This window comes from Anaerotruncus sp. 1XD42-93 (assembly GCF_009917605.1).
In the GTDB taxonomy this organism is placed as follows: Bacteria; Bacillota; Clostridia; order Oscillospirales; family Ruminococcaceae; genus Anaerotruncus.
Genome location: NZ_QZEG01000001.1, coordinates 134,708 through 156,713 on the forward strand (window position 1 = coordinate 134,708; position 22,006 = coordinate 156,713).

Consider the following 22,006-nt stretch of genomic DNA (forward strand, 5'->3'; position numbering starts at 1 on the left):
GGTACAGGACTTTTTCACACTGCCCGAAACTTTTCTGAGAGGTGGTAAGACAGATGAAAAAACTCTACCACGGTTTCTGCTGGATAGAGGAGACCCTCTGCAACATCGGCTTCGGCGCGATGATCGCACTGGTCTTTATTTCGGCGATCGCCCGCAATCTGGGGCGTCCTCTGGCATGGAGCATCGACGTTGCACAGCTCATGCTCTGCTGGACCACGCTGATCGGCGCGGACGTGGCGTTCCGCCACGGCAAATTCCTGGGGCTGGACCTTGTGACCCGGCGGCTCCCGATTAAGGTACAGCGGGCCCTCGCGCTGGTGATCGACTTCCTGATCCTTGGCGCGCTGATCATCTTCATCATCTATGGGTTCCGCTTGAGCGCCGAAAGCTGGAAGCGTTCGTTCCAGACCCTCAAAATCAGCTATTCCTGGGTTACGCTGGCACTCCCCGTGATGTCCATTTTTATGAGCGTTTCGGATGTGCTCGACATCATCTCCAAGATCAAACAATTCAATGCACCGGTTGAGGAAAAGGTTCAGCCGCTGGAGGGAGGGGAAACCGCATGACCTTATTGGTTCTTGCCTTTGTGATTCTGTTAATCATCGGTATGCCGGTGGCATTTGTCGTCGGGCTCGCCGGGGTGGCCTTTTTCGCCTCTACAGCCGACCTGCCGTTCAGCATCGTGGTACAGCGTATCGTTGCCCAGACCCAGTCCTATTCGTTCCTTGCGGTCCCGTTCTTTATTTTCGCGGGCACGCTGATGAACGAATCGGGCATCACCCAGCGCATCCTGCAATTCGCTTCCGCCCTGACCCGCCGTATGTGGGGCGGTGTCGCGCAGGTCTCGGTCATCATGAGCACGATGATGGGCGGCATCTCCGGTTCCGCCACCGCTGACGCCGCGATGGAAACCCGCCTGCTCGGCCCCGAGATGCAGAAACGTGGGTACAACAAGGGATACATTGTCGCCGTCAACAGCCTGACCTCCATGATTACCGCCACCATCCCGCCCTCGCTCGGGTTGATTATCTACGGTTTTGTCGGCGAGGTGTCGATCGGGCGCCTGTTTGCCGCCGGCATCATCCCCGGCGTCCTCATGATGATCTTTCTGATGGCGACCGTTACCATCACCTGCAAGCGCAACCAGTTTGATATTCCCAACAAGGAGCTGCCCCGCATCACCCTGTCCGAATTCCTGGTGAACCTGCGCAATTCGATCTGGGCGCTGATCTTCCCGGTGATCCTGATCGTGGGAATCCGGTTCGGCTTCTTCACCCCTTCCGAGGCAGGCGCATTCTGCATCGTCTACGCCATCCTGATCGGCGCTCTGGTCTATCGGGAGCTGACCTGGAAAAAATTCTGGAACGCGATGAAAACCGCGGTTATCGACACTGCGGCGGTCATGCTGCTGATTACCATGTCCGGCCCGTTCAGCTATGCGGTCACCTACTGCCGGCTGCCGCAGGCGCTCGCCAACCTGATCTTCGGCATCACCAGCCAGCCTCAGCTCCTGATGATTATTATTCTGATGTGGCTGTTTATTCTGGGCATGTTCCTCGACAGCAACGTCAACTTCCTGCTGCTGACCCCGATCTTCCTGCCCATGGTGCAGAAGGTGGGCTTCGACCCGGTGCATTTCGGCATCCTGATGGCGACCATCGTTACAATGGGGGTTTTCACGCCTCCGGTCGGTTCGGCCATTTACCCGGTCTGCGCAATCCTCGACTGCCCTGTGGACGAATACACCAAATCCGCGATGCCGTTTTTTATCGCGATCTTTCTGGAAATGCTCCTGCTGGTGTTTGTCCCCAATCTGGTCATGTTCCTGCCGAACCTGTTCTATGGCGCCGTCGGGTAAGCCAGCCGGCGATGCTTACAGGCTCCGAAAGAAAGAGGTATCAATCTTATGATCAACATTTTATGCTTTGGAGACTCTAATACCTTTGGTTCCAACCCTGCGGGTGGGCGGTGGCCGCTGCACAAGAGATGGACCAGCGTGCTCCAGGACCTGCTTGGGGAGGAATTCCATGTGATCGAAGAGGGCTGCGGAGGCCGCACCACCGTGATGGAGGATTTCCTGGAACCGGACAAAAACGGACGGTCCCAGCTCCCGGTTGCGCTCCGGACCCACCGCCCGCTTGATCTCGTTATCATCATGCTGGGAACCAACGACATGAAGCAGCGGTTCAACCTGCTGCCGGTTGACATTGCACAGGGGGCGGCGGCGCTGGGACGCCTGGCCGAAATTTATGATTACGGCCCCGAGTACCCCACGCCCAGAGTTCTGCTGGTCAGCCCCATCCACCTCAAAGAGGGGATTGAAAACAGCATCTTTACCGGCTTCGCGCCATCTGCGGTCGGGGTGTCCAAGCAGCTCGCCCCCTATTTTGAAGCGCAGGCCAAAGCCCACGGATGGCTGTATCTGGACGCTGCGACGGTCGCAGGCCCCAGCGACAAGGACAAGCTGCATATGGAGCTTGAGGACCAGTTCGCGCTGGCAAAAGCCCTGGAAAAGATCATCCGTGAAGCGTTTGAAGGAGGTGCGCCCGCGTGAAACCGTTTATGGATCAGGATTTCATGCTGCAAAGCGAAACAGCGAAGGCTCTGTACCACCAGTACGCCGAGAATCAGCCGATCATCGACTACCATTGCCACCTGAGCGCAAAAGAGATCTGCGAGAACCGTCCGGCGGAGAATCTGACGCAGCTCTGGCTGCTGGGCGACCACTACAAGTGGCGCGCGATGCGGGGCAACGGGATCGACGAGCTGTATATCACCGGGGATGCCAGTGATTACGACAAATTCATGGCCTACGCCCAGACGCTGCCCTACGCCATCGGGAATCCGGTCTACCACTGGACCCATCTGGAGCTGCAGCGGTATTTCGGGATCAACCAGCCGCTGAACCCCAAAACGGCGCCGCAGGTCTGGGAAGAGGCCTGCCGGATCCTTTCGGATGGGAAGCATACGCCCCAACATTTTATCCGGCAGTCCAATGTGTACGCCCTGTGCACCACCGAGGACCCTGCGGATACGCTGGCGTACCATGCGCAGATCGCGCAGGAAAAGGGTCTTGACACCAAAATCCTGCCCGCCTACCGTCCGGACAACGCGCTCGGCATCGAGAAGCCCGGCTGGACGGAGTATCTGAACCGCCTGGGAGCGTCCGCCGGCGTGGATATTTCCGACTGGGACAGCCTGACAAAGGCGCTCCGCATCCGGATGGACGCATTTGCCGAGGCAGGCTGTGTGGCCAGCGACCACGGCGTGCAGGGAATGCCATTTTTGCCAGTGGGGCCGGAACGGGCTGCGGACAGCTTCCGGAAAGCGCTGTCCGGCGCTGCCCTGTCGGCAGCAGAGGTCGAGGGCTATCAGACCGAACTGCTCCTCTGGCTGGGCCGCGAGTACGCCAGGCGGGGCTGGGCAATGGAAATTCATCTGAACGCGCTGCGCAACTGCAATACCAAAGCCGTGAAGGCGTTGGGCGAATCCACCGGGTTCGATTCGGTGGGCGACTTCCCGGTCGCGTCCAAGCTGTGCGGGCTCCTGAACAGCCTGGAGTTTTCCGGCCAGCTTCCCAAGACCATCCTGTTTTCGCTGAACGATGCGGATAATATGGTGATCGCCACCATGCTGGGGAACTTCCAGGATTCCAGTGCCGCATCCAAAATCCAAATGGGCTCCGCCTGGTGGTTCCAGGACCACGCGGACGGAATGGAAGCCCAGATGCGGATATTGGCAAACGAGGGGATTCTGGGGCGGTTTATCGGTATGCTGACCGACAGCCGCAGCTTCCTGTCCTACCCCAGACATGAATATTTCCGCCGCATTCTCTGCAACCTGATCGGGTCCTGGGTGGAAAACGGGCAGTACCCCGACGACAGAGAGACTCTCGGTATGCTGGTTGAGCGCATCTGCTGGCTGAACGCAAAGGAATATTTCGGGCTTTAGCCCAAAAGGTTTGCCTGCCTTTTCCCAGGCAGTGGGACACGCCCTCCCGTAAAGAGAGCTACTGTCTGGAGGATGGCAGGCAGGGGTTTTTTCACCGCAAAAAGCCTTCCGTAAAAGAGATAGAACAGATTCTAAAAAAGGGGGGAACCAGCCGATGGCTGTCTGGAAAAATGAGGACGAGATGTTTGCCCTGATGCGTGAACGGTTATATACCCCTGTGGTGGGGGATATTCTGGATCAGATGGGATACGTACATCAGTTCCTGCCGCAGGAGATCCGGCCGATGCGCGACGATATGAAGCTCGCCGGCAAGGCGATGACCGTCCTGATGACCGATGTCTACGAGGCGCAGGAGAAGCCGTTTGGCTACCTGACCGAGGCGCTGGACCAGTTGGAAAAAAACGAAATCTACATTGCTGCCGGAGGAACCAGGCGGTGCGCCTACTGGGGAGAACTGCTGACCGCAACCGCGAGAGTGCGGGGGGCGGTGGGCGCTGTCGTGAACGGCTGGCATCGGGACACCCCGCAGATCCTTGAACAGAACTGGCCTGTGTTCAGCTGCGGCTGCTATGCACAGGATTCGAGCGTTCGCACCCAGGTCGTGCAGTATCGCTGCACCATCGAGGTCGGGCAGGTCACCATCCGAAATGGGGATGTCCTCTTCGGAGATGTTGACGGGGTCCTGTGCATCCCCGCAGGGATCTCTGAAAAGGTCATTATGCTCTCTCTGGAGAAAGCCGCGGGGGAAAAGACCGTCCGCAAGGCGATTGAGGATGGGATGTCAGCTACCGCCGCTTTTGCCAAATACGGCATCCTCTAGCCGTTGTGGGAGCGTCTGCGTGTGGAAAGCCCCAGCCTTGCAATTCTCGGGATCGTTTGTTATAATAGAAGCGCTTGGAAGCAGCTGGTTGTTTTCAGGTGCTTCCATTCTATATCGAATGCTTTCCAATAGATTAACAGCAGCTTCTAAAGGGAGGGGTATGAACCGAATGCAAAAGCAGGGTTTCTCCTTTGAGCCGGCACAGCCGGAGGATATGGAAGCCGTCTTTGGGTTGATTGATGCCCGCATCCAGTGGATGGAAGAGCGCGGAATCGACCAGTGGGACAGGCAAATTTACTGGGAGGTTTTCCCCAGACAGTATTATGAGGAAGCCCGAAAACAACACCGGCTTTTCGTTTTAAGGCAAAGCCACGACTGTGCTGTGGCTGGGGCTGTCGTATTGACCGATTCGGACCCGCGCTGGGAAGAGAACCAGCCTGCACGCTATCTTCACAATCTGGTCGCCGCACCCACTGCAAAGGGTGCGGGCAGCGAGATTCTCCGATGCTGTGAAGCGCTTGCACGCAGGCAGAACTGCTGTTGTCTGCGGCTGGACTGTGTAAGGTCGAACGAAAAGCTGAACCGGTACTACGAAGCGCATGGATTTGTCTGGGTAGAATCGTTTGACGACGGTGGCTATCTGGGGAATAAACGTGAAAAAAGTTGGGAACCACCGACCGCAAGTAATGGGGGTGTTTGTACGTGAACCGTTGGAACAGAACTGCGATCACAGCTCTGCTGTTGGTGTTTTCCCTGTCCGGATGCGCAGTGTCTCAGGGTTCAGTGACCGGCACCCTGCCGGGTACGGCAGCCCCTGTCTCCGCAGCCAGCGGGGAATCTGTGTCCGAAGCAGCCCTGATGGAGACCCTGTTCAGCTCCTACTATGAGGGGCAGGACTCCCACGCATTCGAGATGCTGCACAAAAAGATTTTCTCCCGGCTCATTCGCCATTGGACCGATGCCGCCGGGTTTTCGGCTGCCAGCCCCGCCTGGGCATTCGACAGCTTCACCCGATACGACATTCTTGACCCGGAACTGCGGTCAATCGCCACCCACCAGGAGATCTACTGTTGTGGCTTTTCCAGCCCGGACGGCGGGTCCGGTTATTTCGTACTCTCGTATGACGGGAACAGCCTGTGCAACCTCAAAGCGGCAGAGACGCCGTATCCTTACGATCTCAATGCCAATCTGAAAGCGATCATTGCCGGGCTGGAAGGGACCTCCCTCGACCTGTCCTCGATTTCTGCAAACCGTGTCCGGCTGGATGATCCTGAGACCGGCCGCTCAATGGAGGCAATCCGCTTCACCGACAGCGCGGGACGCACCTGCTTTGGCCTGTTCGAAGAAGATGGCGTCGTCTTTTCCGGGCAGGCCCCGTTTTCCATGGAGGCATAACCACCACATTAAAAAAGGATTGGCGCAGCCGCGCCAATCCTTTTTTCATTTCTGCGGACATTGTCTCTAAAAACCTTCAATGCTCTTCTTTAATCTCACCGGTCTTGTAGGCGAGAAGCAACCATTTCAGATCATCAATGCGCTGTTGAAGCAGAGCGCCATTATCGGTCTCATTGATCCGGATGCGGGATTCCATCCGGTCGAAGATCACTGAAGTGGAGAAAATATCCTTGTTGTTGCGGATCGCATTCTGCACCCCGCTGAACGGCTCATGCGCCGAAATCCGGATTCCCCACGAATTGTAGATCAGGGTATACCCCGCGATGCCGGTGGTCGGCTGGTAGGCGCGGCAGAAGCCGCCGTCAATCACGATCAGCCGTCCATGCGCCTTGACCGGGTTTTCTCCATCCTTTGATTTCACCGGGACATGCCCATTGATGATGTGGCAGTGCGGCCCTTCCAGCCCGAACTCTTTGAGGATCTGCTCGCAGACCTCTTCATCGTTGTAGTAGGAGTAGTAGGGGTTCTTCGGCTCCGCCCAGGTCGACTCATCCGCCACCAGCCGCCGTTCGAGGGTAGCGATATGGTCCCGTCCAAAAAGCGGCGAGTTGCGTCCGCACCAGAGGAACCAGAGGAAGTCCTTCCCGAACTGCTTCTCCGGGGTGCCGGGTTTGGCGTAATACCCCTGCCGCGCGACCGACTCGGCATGGTCGAGAAACGCCCGGCCGGAAAGCTCCTTGCATCCGATGCTGAATTTGAGGAAATTCCCTTCCGAATCCATCGGGATACACCCATGGAAGAGCAGGTTGCCGTTGTAGCACTTATAGAGGCCGCCCTTGGAATAGAGGAATTTGATATGCCGCTGGAGCTTCTCGCTGCGCAGGAACGAGTATTTGAGCTGATCCATCAGCTCGGCTTCCTCTTTGGAAAGCTCATACGGCGCCGAGGGAAGGATGGTTGGGAAATCCCGGTCGAGCAGCGGATATTCGGTGTCCCCGAGACGGATCGTCCCCTTTTCAAAGTCGATCTTGTCGAGCAGCAGCCGGTCCTGCATCCGGAAGGAGGGGTTGCGCAGGATCGTCTGCCCCTCAAGTTTGAACAGGATTACCGCAATCGCCTTGTGCATTCGTGCACCCAGGCCGTTCTCTTTGTCGCTGTAGCTCCCGCCGCCGATGTGTTTGGTCTTGAAGCAGGAGGTGTCGCAGTCTGCGTAAATCTCATTGGCGAAAAGCGCCAGAGGCCGCAGGCTGATCCCGTACCCGGTTTCGATCACCTCAAGGTTGTTATAGGTGATCGAGTTGTTCAGGACCGTTGCAATACAGGTCCGGCTTCCGGTGGCCGCGCCCATCCAGAGCACATCGTGGTTGCCCCACTGGATGTCAACCGAGTGGTGCCCGATCAGCGAATCCATGATAATGTCCGCGCGCGGGCCGCGGTCGAAGATGTCCCCCACGATGTGCAGATGGTCCACCACCAGCTTTTTGATGACCCTGCACATGTTGATGATAAAATTTTCGGCCTGGTCGGTGGCAATGATCGTCGAGATGATGTTTTCGTAATATTCTTTTTTGTTATGTACCTCGTAGTTAGTGTTGAGCAGCTCGTCGATGATGTAGGCATATTCCTTCGGCAGCGCTTTGCGCACCTTGGACCGGGTATATTTGGAGGAGGCCAGCCGGCAGATCTCGATCAGCCGGTTGAGCGTGATCTTGTGCCACTCGTTGATGTCCTCCACCTGAGACGCAATCTCTTCCAGCTTTTCCTCCGGATAATAGATCAGCGTAGCGAGCTGGGCGCGCTCCTCACTGGTCACCATGTTTTGGAACAGGATGTCTACCTTTTCCCGCACCGCGCCGGATGCATTGTTCATGATGTGCAGGAATGCCTCATATTCCCCATGCAGGTCGGACATGAAATGCTCGGTTCCCTTGGGAAGGTTCAGGATCGCCTGTAAATTGATGATCTCGCTGCTCGCTGCCTGTACATTGGGATACTGGCGCGAAAGCAGCTGCAGATAGCGCAGGTCTTTTTGCTGGCCGGTTTGTTCGTTCATCGGACCGCCCCCTGACTGTTATAAATTCTGCCGTCTTCGGTTTACCATGTGTCCATCAAGCACGCAAAATGCGTCTGATGGCTTTTTTGCCTCCACTGAAAAACAGGGATTGGTTTTTCAGTATGCTGTCTCTATTATCCCACGAAATCTCCCCTGTTGCAATGGACTTTTGTCTAAAATCTGCTATACTGGAAAAAAACAACCTATAAAGGAGCAGAAAAATGGAACAGAAAACAAAAACATTGATTGCAGAATTCAAAGAATTTATCTCGCGCGGCAACGTCGTGGACATGGCAGTCGGTGTCATCATCGGTACCGCCTTCACCAGCATTGTCAATTCCCTGGTGAAGGAGATTGTGACCCCATTCCTCGGCTGGCTGATCGGCGGGCTGGACTTTTCCGGCTATAAACTGGTGCTTTCAGCGGCCTCCGGGGAAAATCCCGAAGTGGCGGTTCTCTATGGGAGCTTTTTGCAGCAGGTGGTCAACTTCCTGCTGATCTCGCTGGTGGTATTTACGATGGTCAAGCTGCTCAACCGGTTCCGCCGGAAAAAGGAGGAACAGCCAAAAGCACCCGCCGCACCTCCGGCGGATATTGTCCTGCTCACCGAGATCCGCGACCTGCTCAAGGAACAGAACGCCGAATAACCGCTGTTCCGGAAGTCTGTTTTGTATCCTTCATAGGGGGGGCTTTTTCACTTGCAAAAAGCCCCCCCTCTTGCCGCTTCGCGGCAATTCACCCGAAAAATGCGCTTCACAGGATAAAGCGTTCCGCGCTCATCTCGCGCTAAGAGCGGCGCGCATAGGCCAACTGGCACAAAGCGCCAGCTGTTAGGCCGGAGCAAAAAATCGCGTAAAACTTTAAACTCTGGATGTAGGATAGGCGCTGAAACTGGGTTCTTACCGGAATAGCAGGCTTCCGAACTGGTAAACCATGCATCCGGCGAGCCATGCAACCCCACACTGGTATCCCGCTACAATCGCGGCATGTTTGCCGCCCAGCTCCCGCCGCACCGCTGCGATCGCCGCAACACAGGGGGAATAGAGCAGGGTGAATGTCAAAAATGCGCAGGCCGCCAACGGGCTGAACATCTGGGAAAGGGTAGCAGGCAGGGTGGCGGTGTTGCCGCCGGTCAGTACCGCAAGGGTACTGACAACCGCTTCCTTCGCGGAAAATCCGGTAATCAGCGCAGTGGACGCGCGCCAGTCGTTGAAGCCGAGCGGGGTAAACACTGGCGCGATAAACCGTCCGATTCCCGCTAACATGCTCTGCCCGCTGTCCGCCACCACATTGAACCGGGTATCGAACGTCTGGAGGAACCAGATCACGATGGTGGCCAGGAAGATGACGGTGAATGCCCGGGTCAAAAAATCGCGCGCCTTGTCCCAAAGCAGGAGGCAGACGTTTTTCGCCCCCGGCAGGCGGTAGTTGGGCAGCTCCATCACGAACGGGACCGGCTTGCCATGGAACGCAGTGTTCTTGAGCAGAAGCCCGCTCAACACGCCGACCAGCATCCCGCCCGCATAGAGCAGGATCATGACCAGCGCCGGATGATCGGGGAAAAATGCGAGGGTAAACATCGAATAGATCGGCAGCTTGGCGCTGCACGACATAAACGGGGTAAGCAGGATGGTCATACGGCGGTCCCGCTCGGAGGAGAGGGTCCGGGTCGCCATGATCGCGGGCACCGAACAGCCGAACCCGATCAGCATCGGCACAAACGAGCGGCCGGAAAGCCCGATTTTGCGCAGGAGTTTATCCATCACGAACGCGACCCGCGCCATGTAGCCGCTGTCCTCGAGCATCGAGAGGAAGAAGAACAGCACAACGATGGTGGGCAGGAACGAGAGCACCGAGCCAACCCCGGCAAATACACCGTCGATCAGCAGCGAATGCACCACCGGATTTAGCCCGTAGGCGGTGAGTGCGCGGTCTACGGCGCCGGTCACCCAGTCGATATCATAGGCGAGCAGGTCGCTCAGAAAACTGCCGATCAGGCCAAAGGTGAGGTAGAAGATCAACAGCATAATCAGCAGAAAGATCGGGATGGCCAGATATTTATGGGTCAGCAGGCTGTCCATCCGGACGCTGCGCAGATGCTCTTTGCTCTCGCGCGGCTTGACCACCGTATCCGCGCACAGCCGTTCGATAAAGGTATACCGCATATCCGCCATAGCGGCTTCCCGGTCGGTGCCCAGCTCCCCTTCCATCTCGGTGACGCTGTGCTCCACCATATCCTGTTCGTTTTCCGAGAGCGCGAGCAGTTCGAGCATCGGCGCATCCCCCTCGACCAGTTTGGTGGCGGCGAACCTGGCTGGTACATGAATCCGCTCGGCATGGTCCTCGACCAGATGCGCAATCGCGTGGATCGCCCTATGTACCGCACCGATGCAGAAATCCTGCCGTTTGGGCGCGGTGCGGGACTGCGCAATCGAGATAGCCCGTTCCACCATCTCGTCGATCCCCTCGTTTTTGACCGCAGAGATCGGGAAGACCGGCACTCCCAGCTCCCGCTCCATCGCTTTGATTTTGATGGTCCCGCCGTTGCTGCGGACCTCGTCCATCATATTGAGCGCAATCACCATCGGAATCCCCAGCTCGATGAGCTGCATACTGAGGTAGAGGTTGCGCTCGATATTGGTCGCATCAAGGATATTGATGACCCCGTCCGGATGGCTGCTCAACAGGAAGTCGCGGGTGACGATCTCCTCGTTGGTGTAGGGGGAAAGCGAGTAGATGCCCGGCAGGTCAACCACCGTCACATCTCTATGGCCCCGGAGCTGCCCATCCTTGCGCTCAACCGTCACGCCGGGGAAGTTCCCCACATGCTGGTTCGACCCGGTGAGCTGGTTGAACAGGGTGGTCTTCCCGCAGTTCTGATTGCCCGCCAATGCAAAAATCATCTGGCTGCCTCCTTGATCTCTTCAATTTCAATCTCCTTTGCATCCTCAAGACGCAGGGTCAGCTCATATCCCCGAAGGTGCAGCTCGATCGGGTCGCCCATCGGCGCGACCTTGCGCACCATGACCCTGGTTTTCGGGGTTAATCCCATGTCGAGCAGATGCCGCCGCAATGCGCCGCTTCCGCCCACCTGCAGGATAATACCGCTCTGCCCAATCTTCAAACGGTCCAATGTCATCGCTCTGTTCCACCTCTCGATATGTTAGCCCAGGCTAACTTTTTCGCAAAAAATTTTTTCAATCTGTTAGCTGACGCTTACATAATAGACCTTTTCCGGTCGTTTGTCAATTCCTGCTTTTCTGCATCCAAGCTATCATCCGTTTTCTGGACAGCATACAAACCAGCCCCAGCGTACCAGTGATGCAGAACGCGATTACCGAGCTGAGATAATTTCCCTCAAGCAGCTCACTGCTGGCAAAGGTGTTCGCCAACATGGTGGGGATGCGCGCAGTCACTGTCAGCAGCAGGAACCGCGGCAGCTCGAGCGGGGTGAGCGCGGCAAGATAGGTCAGCAGGTCTTTGGGCATGGCCGGGATCAGATAGATGATAAAAACGAGGATTTGGAGACGGTCGCTGTCCTGCAAAAAGGCGAGACGCCGCTGTTTTTCCGGAGGAAACATCCGGTCAACCACCGGCTGCCCGAACCGTTTGACGAGTATAAAAACAAGCGCACTCCCCAAAAACACCCCACTGGCGCAGATCGCCAAACCGCCCAGTGCACCATAGGTGACCCCGGCGGCGATCTGAACCGGCAGTGCCGGGATCAGGCCCGAGATGACCTGTAAAACCTGCACCCCGATCAGGAGGAGTATCCCCATCAAGCCGAAAGATTGCAGGCGCTCCCGGAAAGCGTCCATCTTTTCCGGCTCCATCAGCCCTTGAACCACCGGATACCAGCGCCAGACCAGCCATCCAGCCACACCGAGTATTGTTGCCGCAAGCAGCGCCAAAAGAACCTGCCCGGACTTTGTTCTCCTCATAAAAAACCCCTTTCTTTTATGTCTTCCGGCCTTGGCACATAAGCCTTTTTCCGAGGCGAGGGGGGCTTTTTGCAAGTGAAAAAGCCCCCTCTTGCCGCTTCGCTGCGGCTCGCAGTGCGGAGCGCGTCGGGGGCTCTGCCCCTCGACCCTGCAATTTTTTGAAAAAAATTGAGTAAAACTTTAAATTGAGAAAATAAGAAATTCGCCGAGCTTGCCGGGGTGGGGCCTGCGGGGAGGGGTCGCTGACCCCTAACCCGCAAGACAGCCCGCAGGGGCGTCGCGGCGTATGCCGCGCTTCGGGCTGAAAGCCCGAGAAGCCCCGAGGAAGGCGCTTTGCGCCTGGAAGTCTGGTCTGGAACCAGACTTCCGCTGTCCCACTGCCCCTCGACCCTGCAATTTTTTGAAAAAAATTGAGTAAAACTTTCGTTTTTCAAACCCGCTGATTACCGGTAGTACCGGACTGCGTTCCCGAAAATATCCTGGAACTTTTCGCCCGGCACATTCTGGAACGTACCGTTGGCATACCGCTCGGAATGCGCCATCTTGCCGAATACCCGCCCATCCGGGCTGGTGATCCCCTCAACCGCGTCAAACGAATGGTTGGGGTTATACCGGATATCCAGGCTCGGCCTGCCTTCGAGATCGACATACTGGGTCGCGATCTGCCCGTTCGAGGCGAGCTGGTCGATCAGCCCCTGCGGTGCGACAAACCGTCCCTCCCCATGCGAGATTGCGACCGTATGGATATCCCCCACCTGCATCCCCGCTAACCAGGGCGATTTGTTCGATGCTACGCGGGTGCGCACCAGCCCCGACTGGTGGCGGCCGATCGTGTTAAACGTCAGGGTCGCGCAGCTCTCGTCCATGTCGCGGATCTCACCATACGGGACCAGCCCGAGTTTAATCAGCGCCTGGAATCCGTTGCAGATGCCGCACATCAGGCCGTCGCGGTTTTTGAGCAGATCGTGCACTGCATCTTTAATCCGGGGATTGCGCAGGAATGCAGTGATGAACTTGCCAGAACCGTCCGGCTCGTCACCGCCCGAGAACCCGCCCGGGATCGCGATGATCTGGCTCTGCGCGATGCGCTGGGCAAACTGTGCGACGCTCTCCTCGATGTCAGCGGCAGTGAGGTTGCGCACAATGAAGATTTCCGCCTGTGCGCCCGCACGCTCGAATGCCCGCGCGGTGTCATACTCGCAGTTGTTGCCAGGGAACACCGGGATCAGCACCCGCGGCGCTGCGATTTTTGCCTTTGCCTGCATTCTATCCGAAACAGGGAAGGAATATTCCGGTACCGGTTTTTCGGGGGTTTTGAGCAGATAAGGAAATACTGATTGTAATTTTTTCTCCCAAATTTCCTGAATGTCGTTCAAGTCGATCCGGTCAAATCCATAGTGGATCAGGTATTCGGGGCTGACTGTACCGATACAGGGCAGGTTGGGCAGGTCCTCCGCCGATTCCAGGATGAACCCGCCGCAGAGAGGCTCGAAGAGTGCCGCGTCATCAAAGGTGGCCGAGAAATCGAACCCGAGCCGGTTTCCCAGACACATCTTCGTGATGCCCTCGCAGACGCCGCCATACCCGATCGTCCAAGCCGACGCGACCTTCCCTTCCGCGATCAGTTTTTCGACTGTCCCGAACACTTCGCGCACACTGTCGAACTGCGGGACCTTATTTTCGTCGAAACAAGGAGTAATAATATACACTTTATTTCCTGCATGTTTAAATTCTGTCGAAACAACCCGGTCGGTGCGGGTGGTAGAAACCGCGAACGAGACAAGGGTCGGCGGGACATCCAGATTTTCAAAGCTGCCGGACATCGAATCTTTGCCGCCAATCGAACCGATCCCCAGCCCAAGCTGCGCCTCCAACGCGCCGAGCAGAGCCGAAAGCGGCTTGCCCCAGCGTTTCGGGTCGCCCTTGGTGCGCTCGAAATACTCCTGGAAGGTCAGCCAGCAGTGGGTATGGCTGCCGCCTGCCGCGACCACCTTTGCAACCGACTCGACCACCGCGTTGATCGCGCCGTGATACGGGCTGGCCGCTGAAAGGTCGGGGTTGAATCCCCAGCCCATGACCGAACAGGTGGTGGTTTCCCCGCCGAGCACCGGGAGCTTTGCAACCATCGCCTGTGCAGGGGAAAGCTGGGTCTTGCCGCCGAACGGCATCAGCACGCTGCCTGCCCCGATCGTCGAATCGAACCGTTCGACCAACCCCTTCTGGGAACAGACGTTGAGGTTTTCCATCATCTCGCGCCATTTCTGTACGAGCGGGGCGTTCGAGCGGGGACGCGCCCAGCTTTTTGGGGCCTCGATTTCGATGTCGGTGTGTTTGGGCGCACCATTGGAGTTGAGGAATGCGCGGGAAAGGTCTACAATCCGGCTGCCGTTCCAGTGCATGACCAGGCGCGGCAGGGCAGTGACCTTCGCGACAACGGTCGCTTCGAGGTTTTCTTCGTGGGCGAACTGGATAAACCGGTCAACGTTGCCGGGCGCGACCACAACTGCCATCCGCTCCTGCGACTCGGAGATCGCCAGCTCGGTGCCGTCCAGGCCGTCATACTTTTTGGGGACCGCATCGAGGTTGATCTCCAACCCGTCGGCCAGCTCGCCGATCGCGACCGAGACGCCGCCCGCACCGAAATCGTTGCACCGCCGGATCAGACGGGTGGCTTCCCCGTTGCGGAACAGGCGCTGGAGCTTGCGCTCGATCGGCGCGTTGCCCTTCTGCACCTCGGCGCCGCAGCTCTCGAGGGAATCCATCGTGTGGCTCTTGGAAGAACCTGTCGCGCCGCCGCAGCCGTCCCGACCGGTGCGCCCGCCGAGCAGGATCACCACGTCATCCGGATCGGGGCACTCCCGGACCACATTCTTTGCCGGTGCTGCGCCGAGCACCGCACCGATCTCCATCCGCTTGGCCGCATAGCCCGGGTGGTAAACCTCGGCAACATGCCCGGTGGCAAGGCCGATCTGGTTGCCGTAGGAGGAATAACCAGCCGCAGCGGTGGTGACGATCTTGCGCTGCGGCAGCTTGCCCGACATCGTTTGGGAGAGCGGGACGGTCGGGTCTGCCGCACCGGTCACCCGCATCGCCTGATAGACATAGCTCCGTCCCGAAAGCGGGTCACGGATCGCGCCGCCCAGACAGGTGGCCGCGCCGCCAAACGGCTCGATCTCGGTGGGATGGTTATGGGTCTCGTTTTTGAAGAGCAGCAGCCAGTCCTCGTCCTTCCCGTCCACATCCACCGTGATTTTGACCGTACAGGCATTGATTTCGTCGCTTTCGTCGAGGTCGTTCAGCAGACCGTCCGCCTTGAGCGCCTTCGCGCCGATCACCGCAAGGTCCATCAGGCTCATCGGCTTGTCCTTGCCCTGTTTGACATACAGCCGGTCCCGCAGCTCCAGATACTTTTCAAAGCTCTTGCGGATATAGGGGGTGTCGATCTGCACCTTTCCGATATTGGTCAGGAAGGTAGTGTGGCGGCAGTGGTCCGACCAATAGGTGTCGATCATCCGAATTTCGGTGATAGTCGGGTCGCGGTGCTCCTCGTCCCGGAAGTAGGACTGGCAGAACGCGATGTCATCGGTGTCCATCGCAAGGCCGTAACGGGTCACGAACGCAGCCAGGCCTGCCGTATCAAGGCTGGTGAATCCGTCCAGCGTCTCGACCACAGTGGGAATCTCGTAGCTGGTTTCAAGGGTGTCCGGCTTTTCCAGCGAAGCCAGACGGCTTTCCACCGGGTTGACCAGATAGTGCTTGACCTGCTCAAGCGCCTGGTCCGGGATGCTGCCCGAAAGGATGTAGATACGGGCGGTGCGCACAACCGGCTGTTCCTTGGCGGTCGAAAGGGAGATACACTGGGCGCACGAATCGGCGCGCTGGTCAAACTGCCCGGGCAGGTACTCAACCGCAAACATCCGCTCGGTTTCGGCAATCGGGGGCAGTTCGTCATATACGCAGTCAACCTGCGGCTCGGAGAAGATGGTAAAACGGGCATTGTCAAAGTCGGCCTTGTCAATCCGCTCGACATCATAGCGGTTGACTACCCGCACACCGGTGACACAGTCAAGCATCAGGGCGGTTTGCAGGTCGCTGAGGACGCCGGCGGCTTCGACAGCAAATTCCGGTTTCTTTTCGACATAGATACGGTAAACGCTCAATCTCAAAACCTCTTTCCATATAGAATCGTGTATAATCTCATACTGTTTTGGAACAACACAAATAGCCAAGGGATTTTTTCTCCCGCAAACAGCCGCCTTCTGGTTACTGGCCAGGCATCAACCCCGAAAGGTACTCTCAAGGCTGGAATTCCGCCGCTGCGGCAGGCGCAGGGCAACCGGTACAGTATGCCGGCTCCCGGGCTGGAGAGAAGGCGGCTGAAACACTGCTTTCGAAGAAGGATTCTAACCGCAAAGCGCGCCCAGGCACCAACCGTCCAGCGCAGCCTCGATACGGACACGGCGGATCTGTCCGCACAGGTTGTCCGGCCAGCCGACCCGCACCGGCGTATAGTTTTCGGCATACCCTTCATACATCCCGTCGGGCGTCCGGCTTTCAAACAGCACCGAAACCACCTGCCCGATCTGCCCTTGCAGGAAAGCGGCGCGTGTACGGCTGGTGAGCGCGATCATCTGCCGGGAGCGCTCCTCCTTGACCGCTTTGGGAATCTGTCCGGGCATATCCGCTGCCCGGGTGCCCGGCCTGCGGGAGTAGGCGAAGACATGTGCTTTGGCGAAACCGACCGCTTCGGCGAATGCGAGAGACTCCCCAAACTCCACATCGGTCTCGCCGGGGAAGCCGACCATAATGTCGGTGGTGATCGCACAGTTGGCAAAGTGGCGGCGCAGGTCAGCGGCGATCCGCGCATACTCGGCGGTATCATAATGCCGGTTCATCCGGCACAGGGTTGCATCGCAGCCGCTTTGCAGCGAAAGGTGGAACTGCGGGCAGACCTTCGGCAATGCCGCCATCCGGGAGATGTCCTCGCCGGTGAGCAGTTCCGGCTCCAGGGAGCCGAGCCGGACCCGTTCGATCCCATCCACAGCCGCTGCGGTTTCGACCGCGTCGATCAGCCGCAGCCCCAGCTCCTTGCCATAGCTGGAAAGGTTGATCCCGACCAGCACAGCCTCCCGGTAACCGGCAGCAGCAAGCGTTTGCAGCTCGTCCCGCAGGTCTTCAGGCGGCTTGGACCGCACCGGCCCGCGCGCAGTTGGAATGATGCAGTAGGCACAGTACCGCTCGCATCCGTCCTCAATCTTGACAAACGCCCGGGTCCGTTCGGCGAAGCTGCCCGCCTGCATCCGTTCAAACCCTTCCCCGCGCTCGTGCGGCTGAATTTCGACGATCCGTTCCCCGGTCGCCAGCGCGCGTGCAACCAGTTCGACCAGCCTGCCCCGCCCGCGTGCGCCTGTGATCACGTCCGCTTCGGGGAGACGCTCGGCGGCATCGGGGAACGCCTGCGGGAAACAGCCCGAAAGCACCACCTTGGCGGCGGGGTTGCGGGCCTTGAACTGGCGAAGCATCTGCCGGGTTTTCCGGTCGCCGGTGGCGGTGACTGTGCAGGAATTGACCACGTAGACATCCGCCAGGTCGGTATGGGATACCACATCATAGCCATCCGCAGCAAAAATCTGGGTCAAAATCTGTGTTTCATACTGGTTGACCTTGCAGCCCAAGGTGTAGAAAGCAATCCTCATTTATACACTCCGTCTAAATTCGACTGTTTTTTATTGTGCAACTATTACAAATTCATCTTTGGCAAACTTGGAATCCTACGCCCATTATAATGAATTTTATGAAGAATTACAATTAGCAGTTGACGAAAATAAATCTCGCTGATATAGTGTAATTGTGGTAAAAACAGAAAGAAACAACAACTCTCGTCACGTAAGGAGGACAACAAGATGAAAACGCTCGTAATTAAACTTGACACAATCAATGACGTGAAAAATTTTGTAAACATCGTATCCAAATATGATTTTGACATGGACCTGATGTCCGGCCGGTATGCGGTCGACGCAAAATCCATCATGGGGATCTTCTCGCTCGATCTGGCAAAGCCGATCAAGATGGAGATCTATTCGGATGACTGCCCCGACCTGATGTCGGAAATCCAGCCGTTCGTTTCCGAGGCTTAATCCGTTTTCGAACGCCAGCGCGGCGCAGCCATTTTGGCCGCGCCGTTCTTCCTGTCCGGAAAGATTCCCAATCCTTTCCCGCAGAGAGCGTAAAATAATTCCGCCAAGGGCTTGATTTTTTTGAAAAAAGATGGTATCATAACTTGTACTGTCTAAAGTGATGCGACATAATCGGTTGCGGCTTTCTGCCCCAACCGTGATTCCGAGATCAAGGAGGTGTAACCTATGCCGAACATTAAATCTGCGAAAAAGAGAGTTCTTGTCAACCAGAAGAAAGCGCTTCAGAACAAAGCAGTCAAGACCAATCTCAAGACTGTTATGAAGAAAGCCGCTTCCGAGGGCACTGCGGATGCGATCCGCCTCGCGATCAAAAAGGTCGATCAGGCTGCCGCGAAGAAGATTCTGCACAAGAATACGGCTGCGCACAGAAAATCCGCGCTGATGAAGAAGCTCGCCACTGTTTCCCAGTAAGCAGACGGCTGGGCCAACACCGTATCTGGTAACACTGTCACCTGTTTGGTGGCGGTGTTATTTCATTTTGTGCGGGTTGACGAATCTCCTCTTTTGGGCTATAATAACAGTAGGATAAAATGGCATCTCTACAAAAACAATCCTTTTGAGGGGGCTTTTTGATGAACCGTCCGGAAAAATCCTTTTCGCTGTTTGCCCTGCTTCTTCCGTTTGCGGTTTCAATTCTGGTGCTTTGCATCACTGCCGGCTATCTGATCTATCGGATCGCCGATGAACGCGCCTATCGCGAACGGTGGAAAGACTACCACGACTGCGGGCTGGGCTGACGCCCATATGAAGATCGTTTCCGCCTGTCCAAACAGCAGAATGCCGGACAGGCAGGAAAAAACCAGAACAAACGCTATGCACAGGAAGCCCTGATGCATGGCGTTTTTTCAAAGCCGCAAAACAGGCAAAAGCCATCCGTCCCAACCGGCTTTTATACCGACAGGCCATAACGCAGCCTGTATGGCATCTGACTGGTGACGCACTGTAAAACCGATCAACCGGCAAAATCCTGGCTTAGGAGGATTTTATGATGAGAGGGTTTGAACGAAAAAATCAGCTGTTTTCCCTTTGCGGATTGAATTGTGGATTATGCCCCATGCTTTTAGGGAACCATTGCGGGGGATGCGGCACTGGGACCCAATCCTGTAAGGACGCTCTGCATTGTCAGCAAAAGAGCAATGTTCCTTTGTTGCAGGGTTGTTTCAAACGGTTGCCGCACAAAAAGAGATCGAACTAAAACTCCGAAAGAAAAAGTAGTAGCTCTCGTCCGGGTCTATGGGGAGGTTCCGCAGCGGACAAACCTCTTTTTCAGACCGTACTGTCCCGCTCGTAAAGGTTCTGGGTATAATCGAGATGCACCCGCATAAGCTGCTCGCATTCGGCGGCGTCCCCCCGCTCCAGTGCTTTGAGCAGCTCCAAATGCTCATGGTAGGAGCGGAGCACTTCTCCCAGCGTCCTCATATTGTTTTTCTGGTAATCGTACATGACATAGCGCATCGCTTCAAAAATCTCCGCGAGAATGCTGTTGTGGGTGGCCCGCGCAATCGAAATATGAAACTCTGTGCTGCTGTTCGCATACTGCTCGATGTCATCCAGGGAAGTATGCATCTTATCACACAAACCCCGCAGCTTTTCCAGGTCATCCTCCGACCGGTTTTGGGCCGCCAGCACGATTGTCTCGACCTCCATAAAATTTCGGATTTCCACCAGCTCCGCATAATTGGTGATCCCGACCGCAAAATCCAGCGCAACCGCATCCCGGATAATGGCTTCCTCCTGGATGTGGACATAGGTCCCATCCACCTTTTTCTCGATGACGCCCATCATCTCCAAAATGCGCAGGGCCTCCCGAAGCGTACTGCGCCCGACCCCCATCAGTTCGCAGAGGGTTCTTTCAGCCGGCAGGCGTTCTTTGTTTTTCAGTTCGTTGGAAGAGATCGAATCCAGAAAGTAGTTGACGATCTGCACCGGGACGGACGCTTTTTCGATTGTTTTAAACATGGCTCACGCTTCCTCATCCGCAAGATTATAGGCTTGTTTCACCGTATCCAGATAGGCTTCCATTGCTGAAACCGTCCGCACGTAATCCCGGTTTTCAATGCCTTTGACAATGCCCTGCGCTTTCCGGTGGAGGTCCCCGAACAGCTCCAACGTGTACTCGTTCGATTCCACCTCGGGGAACATGATGTCTTTAAACCTGTCAAAAATGCGGATCAGAAGGGCATTCTGCGTAGCCCCCGCCAGAGAACTGTGGAAATTGGTAAACGCCTCGGTGAGATAAGCGCCATAAATTTGTCCCTTCTCTGCACCGCCCTCGCTATCCGCGCTTTTTTCCAGGCGTTCCCCGATCGAGGCCAATGTCTGGCGCATAAACTTCAGGTCATTGGTGGTCGCACGCTGGGCGGCAAGCAGGGCAAACTGCCGTTCCAGCAGGCACCGCACCTGAAAAACATCTGCCTGATGCTTCCGGTTGATCCGGTAGTGATACAACATCTTCTTTTTGTAGAAGGACTGCACATCCTCATTGATATAGTATCTTCCGTTTCGGGCGACAATGACATCCAGATATTCCAAGCCGGCCAATGCCTCCCGCACCGAAGACCTGCTGACGCCAAACTGCGCTGCAAAATCATTCTCAGGCGGCAGCAGGTCACCTGGTTTCATCCCCCCATCCTTGATCGCGTCTACGATCTGGTCGCAGATCAAATCCGGATAGGATGCCTTTTTGATTTTGTTTTCTTCAAAATTCAGGAACATGACTCCTCCATATTGTTTCGAGTGGAAAAACCTGCTTTAGCCTGTCGAAGGGCTGTTTCAGAAATCAAAGCCACTGTCTTTTACTACAAAAAAGTGGCGCCCGCTGCATCAAAAACGCACAGAATACAGCAAACATTTCCGCTTTCAAACAATCCCCCGCTCCCATAACCAAACGTTTCGCCAGCCTTTTCAAAGGCTGCGGATTCCAAAGGCAGGGCCTTTGGCCGCGGCTTCGCAAAGCGCGGAACCTTTTGCGCTTTTGGAGAGTGAATCGCTGTCCGAAGGGCGGCAAGAGGGGGCTTTTTCCTTGCAAAAAGCCCCCTAGCAGCGGTCAGACCGTAAGCAAAACCTTACTCCTCCACCGCGACCTTTGCCACTAGCTTGATGATTGGCGCGGGAGCATCCTGCGCGATTGCGACTTTATGCGCATCTTCAGGCCAACAGACCATAAATTCGCCAGAATGCAGGAAGGTCAGCGAATGGTGCTCCCCCTGGTAGAACCCGATGTCCTTTTCCTGGCTGAACGGCTCGAGCGGCGTAAGTGCACCGACCGACGCGACACCGATCCCCTCCACCCCGCTGACAATATAGTGAATGTCGATATACCGCCTGTGCGCCTCAAAGACACAGCTTTCAAACGGCTTGGAGGTGAGCCGGACGGTATTCGCGAAAATCCGGTCTCCGTCGATCTCCACCCGGGATTCGGGCAGTGCTGCGGGGTCGAGCGTTTGCAGGTATTGCAGCGCGCGGTAGATCGCAGGCAGATTCTGATAGGTCCCGGCATTTTTCAGCAGATCAAAAATCATACGCAAAGCCCCTTTTTCATCTGCATTCGCAAAGCGCTTTTCAGCCAAGAGCGCGCCCATCTGCCCCGCAAGCCATGCATAGCCAACCGATACCAAACGCTGACTTTCAAACCGGAGCAGAGGCGGAC

The 22,006-nt window shown here is 56.6% G+C and carries 20 protein-coding genes; 11 read left to right on the top strand and 9 right to left on the bottom strand.

Features of this window, described 5'->3' with window-relative positions; genetic code table 11:
* The first annotated feature begins 53 nt into the window (after positions 1 to 53).
* The 7 genes from D5269_RS00655 to D5269_RS00685 all read left to right on the top strand — a co-directional run bounded on the left by D5269_RS00655 (position 54) and on the right by D5269_RS00685 (position 6,166).
* Entirely contained in the window at positions 54 to 566 is a 513-nt protein-coding gene (locus tag D5269_RS00655; protein WP_016316462.1) for a TRAP transporter small permease, read from the top strand.
* Positions 563 to 1,858 (top strand): TRAP transporter large permease, encoded by a 1,296-nt coding sequence (locus D5269_RS00660; RefSeq protein WP_016316461.1) that lies wholly within the window; start codon positions 563 to 565, stop codon positions 1,856 to 1,858. Before D5269_RS00655 ends, D5269_RS00660 begins: the two co-directional genes overlap by 4 nt.
* Positions 1,859 to 1,906: 48 nt before the next feature.
* Positions 1,907 to 2,554 carry an SGNH/GDSL hydrolase family protein gene (locus D5269_RS00665; RefSeq protein ID WP_120481597.1) on the top strand — a complete coding sequence of 216 codons (648 nt, stop codon included), beginning with the start codon at positions 1,907 to 1,909 and terminating at the stop codon, positions 2,552 to 2,554.
* Positions 2,551 to 3,951, top strand: a complete 1,401-nt coding sequence (gene uxaC, locus D5269_RS00670) for a glucuronate isomerase (RefSeq protein WP_120481599.1) — start codon at positions 2,551 to 2,553, stop codon at positions 3,949 to 3,951. The genes D5269_RS00665 and uxaC overlap by 4 nt, the downstream gene beginning before the upstream one ends.
* 154 nt (positions 3,952 to 4,105) lie before the next feature.
* Positions 4,106 to 4,771 (top strand): RraA family protein, encoded by a 666-nt coding sequence (locus D5269_RS00675; RefSeq protein ID WP_016316458.1) that lies wholly within the window; start codon positions 4,106 to 4,108, stop codon positions 4,769 to 4,771.
* A gap of 169 nt (positions 4,772 to 4,940) precedes the next feature.
* Positions 4,941 to 5,477 (top strand): GNAT family N-acetyltransferase, encoded by a 537-nt coding sequence (locus tag D5269_RS00680; RefSeq protein WP_207709083.1) that lies wholly within the window; start codon positions 4,941 to 4,943, stop codon positions 5,475 to 5,477.
* Entirely contained in the window at positions 5,474 to 6,166 is a 693-nt protein-coding gene (locus D5269_RS00685; protein WP_120481603.1) for a hypothetical protein, read from the top strand. Before D5269_RS00680 ends, D5269_RS00685 begins: the two co-directional genes overlap by 4 nt.
* Positions 6,167 to 6,242: 76 nt before the next feature.
* On the opposite strand, the gene D5269_RS00690 is transcribed toward D5269_RS00685, so the two are convergent.
* Positions 6,243 to 8,219: a fructose-bisphosphatase class III gene (locus D5269_RS00690; RefSeq protein WP_016316455.1), complete on the bottom strand. Its 1,977-nt coding sequence runs from the start codon at positions 8,217 to 8,219 to the stop codon at positions 6,243 to 6,245.
* Between the two features lie 221 nt (positions 8,220 to 8,440).
* Here D5269_RS00690 and mscL point away from each other — a divergent pair, with 221 nt between their 5' ends.
* Positions 8,441 to 8,866 carry a large-conductance mechanosensitive channel protein MscL gene (mscL, locus tag D5269_RS00695; protein WP_016316454.1) on the top strand — a complete coding sequence of 142 codons (426 nt, stop codon included), beginning with the start codon at positions 8,441 to 8,443 and terminating at the stop codon, positions 8,864 to 8,866.
* Positions 8,867 to 9,118: 252 nt separating this feature from the next.
* Here mscL and feoB read toward each other — a convergent pair whose 3' ends face one another.
* The 5 genes from feoB to mtaB all read right to left on the bottom strand — a co-directional run bounded on the left by feoB (position 9,119) and on the right by mtaB (position 17,856).
* Positions 9,119 to 11,122 (bottom strand): ferrous iron transport protein B, encoded by a 2,004-nt coding sequence (feoB, locus tag D5269_RS00700; RefSeq protein WP_120481605.1) that lies wholly within the window; start codon positions 11,120 to 11,122, stop codon positions 9,119 to 9,121.
* Positions 11,119 to 11,358: a FeoA family protein gene (locus D5269_RS00705; RefSeq protein ID WP_016316452.1), complete on the bottom strand. Its 240-nt coding sequence runs from the start codon at positions 11,356 to 11,358 to the stop codon at positions 11,119 to 11,121. Before D5269_RS00705 ends, feoB begins: the two co-directional genes overlap by 4 nt.
* Positions 11,359 to 11,464: 106 nt before the next feature.
* Positions 11,465 to 12,160: a VTT domain-containing protein gene (locus D5269_RS00710; protein ID WP_016316451.1), complete on the bottom strand. Its 696-nt coding sequence runs from the start codon at positions 12,158 to 12,160 to the stop codon at positions 11,465 to 11,467.
* Between the two features lie 443 nt (positions 12,161 to 12,603).
* The gene (locus D5269_RS00715) at positions 12,604 to 16,320 is read right to left on the bottom strand and encodes a phosphoribosylformylglycinamidine synthase (RefSeq protein WP_120481607.1); all 3,717 of its coding nucleotides are present in this window, start codon (positions 16,318 to 16,320) and stop codon (positions 12,604 to 12,606) included.
* Between the two features lie 243 nt (positions 16,321 to 16,563).
* Complete coding sequence (gene mtaB, locus D5269_RS00720; protein WP_120481610.1) at positions 16,564 to 17,856, bottom strand: tRNA (N(6)-L-threonylcarbamoyladenosine(37)-C(2))-methylthiotransferase MtaB; 1,293 nt, start codon at positions 17,854 to 17,856, stop codon at positions 16,564 to 16,566.
* A gap of 207 nt (positions 17,857 to 18,063) precedes the next feature.
* Between mtaB and D5269_RS00725 the strand changes: the two genes are divergently transcribed.
* From D5269_RS00725 to D5269_RS00735, 3 genes are all read left to right on the top strand, one after another.
* Entirely contained in the window at positions 18,064 to 18,297 is a 234-nt protein-coding gene (locus tag D5269_RS00725; protein WP_016316448.1) for an HPr family phosphocarrier protein, read from the top strand.
* Positions 18,298 to 18,522: 225 nt separating this feature from the next.
* On the top strand, positions 18,523 to 18,768 hold the full coding sequence (gene rpsT, locus D5269_RS00730) for a 30S ribosomal protein S20 (RefSeq protein ID WP_016316447.1): 246 nt from the start codon (positions 18,523 to 18,525) through the stop codon (positions 18,766 to 18,768).
* A gap of 161 nt (positions 18,769 to 18,929) precedes the next feature.
* Positions 18,930 to 19,094 carry a hypothetical protein gene (locus tag D5269_RS00735; RefSeq protein WP_016316446.1) on the top strand — a complete coding sequence of 55 codons (165 nt, stop codon included), beginning with the start codon at positions 18,930 to 18,932 and terminating at the stop codon, positions 19,092 to 19,094.
* Between the two features lie 529 nt (positions 19,095 to 19,623).
* Here the strand turns inward: D5269_RS00735 and D5269_RS00745 are convergent.
* From D5269_RS00745 to D5269_RS00755, 3 genes are all read right to left on the bottom strand, one after another.
* A complete protein-coding gene (locus tag D5269_RS00745) occupies positions 19,624 to 20,316 on the bottom strand; it encodes a FadR/GntR family transcriptional regulator (RefSeq protein ID WP_120481612.1) in 693 nt (230 codons plus the stop codon).
* A 3-nt stretch (positions 20,317 to 20,319) separates the two neighbouring features.
* On the bottom strand, positions 20,320 to 21,072 hold the full coding sequence (locus tag D5269_RS00750; protein ID WP_016316443.1) for an FCD domain-containing protein: 753 nt from the start codon (positions 21,070 to 21,072) through the stop codon (positions 20,320 to 20,322).
* 350 nt (positions 21,073 to 21,422) lie between these two features.
* Positions 21,423 to 21,878 (bottom strand): YhcH/YjgK/YiaL family protein, encoded by a 456-nt coding sequence (locus tag D5269_RS00755; protein ID WP_031219797.1) that lies wholly within the window; start codon positions 21,876 to 21,878, stop codon positions 21,423 to 21,425.
* Between the last annotated feature and the right edge of the window lie 128 nt (positions 21,879 to 22,006).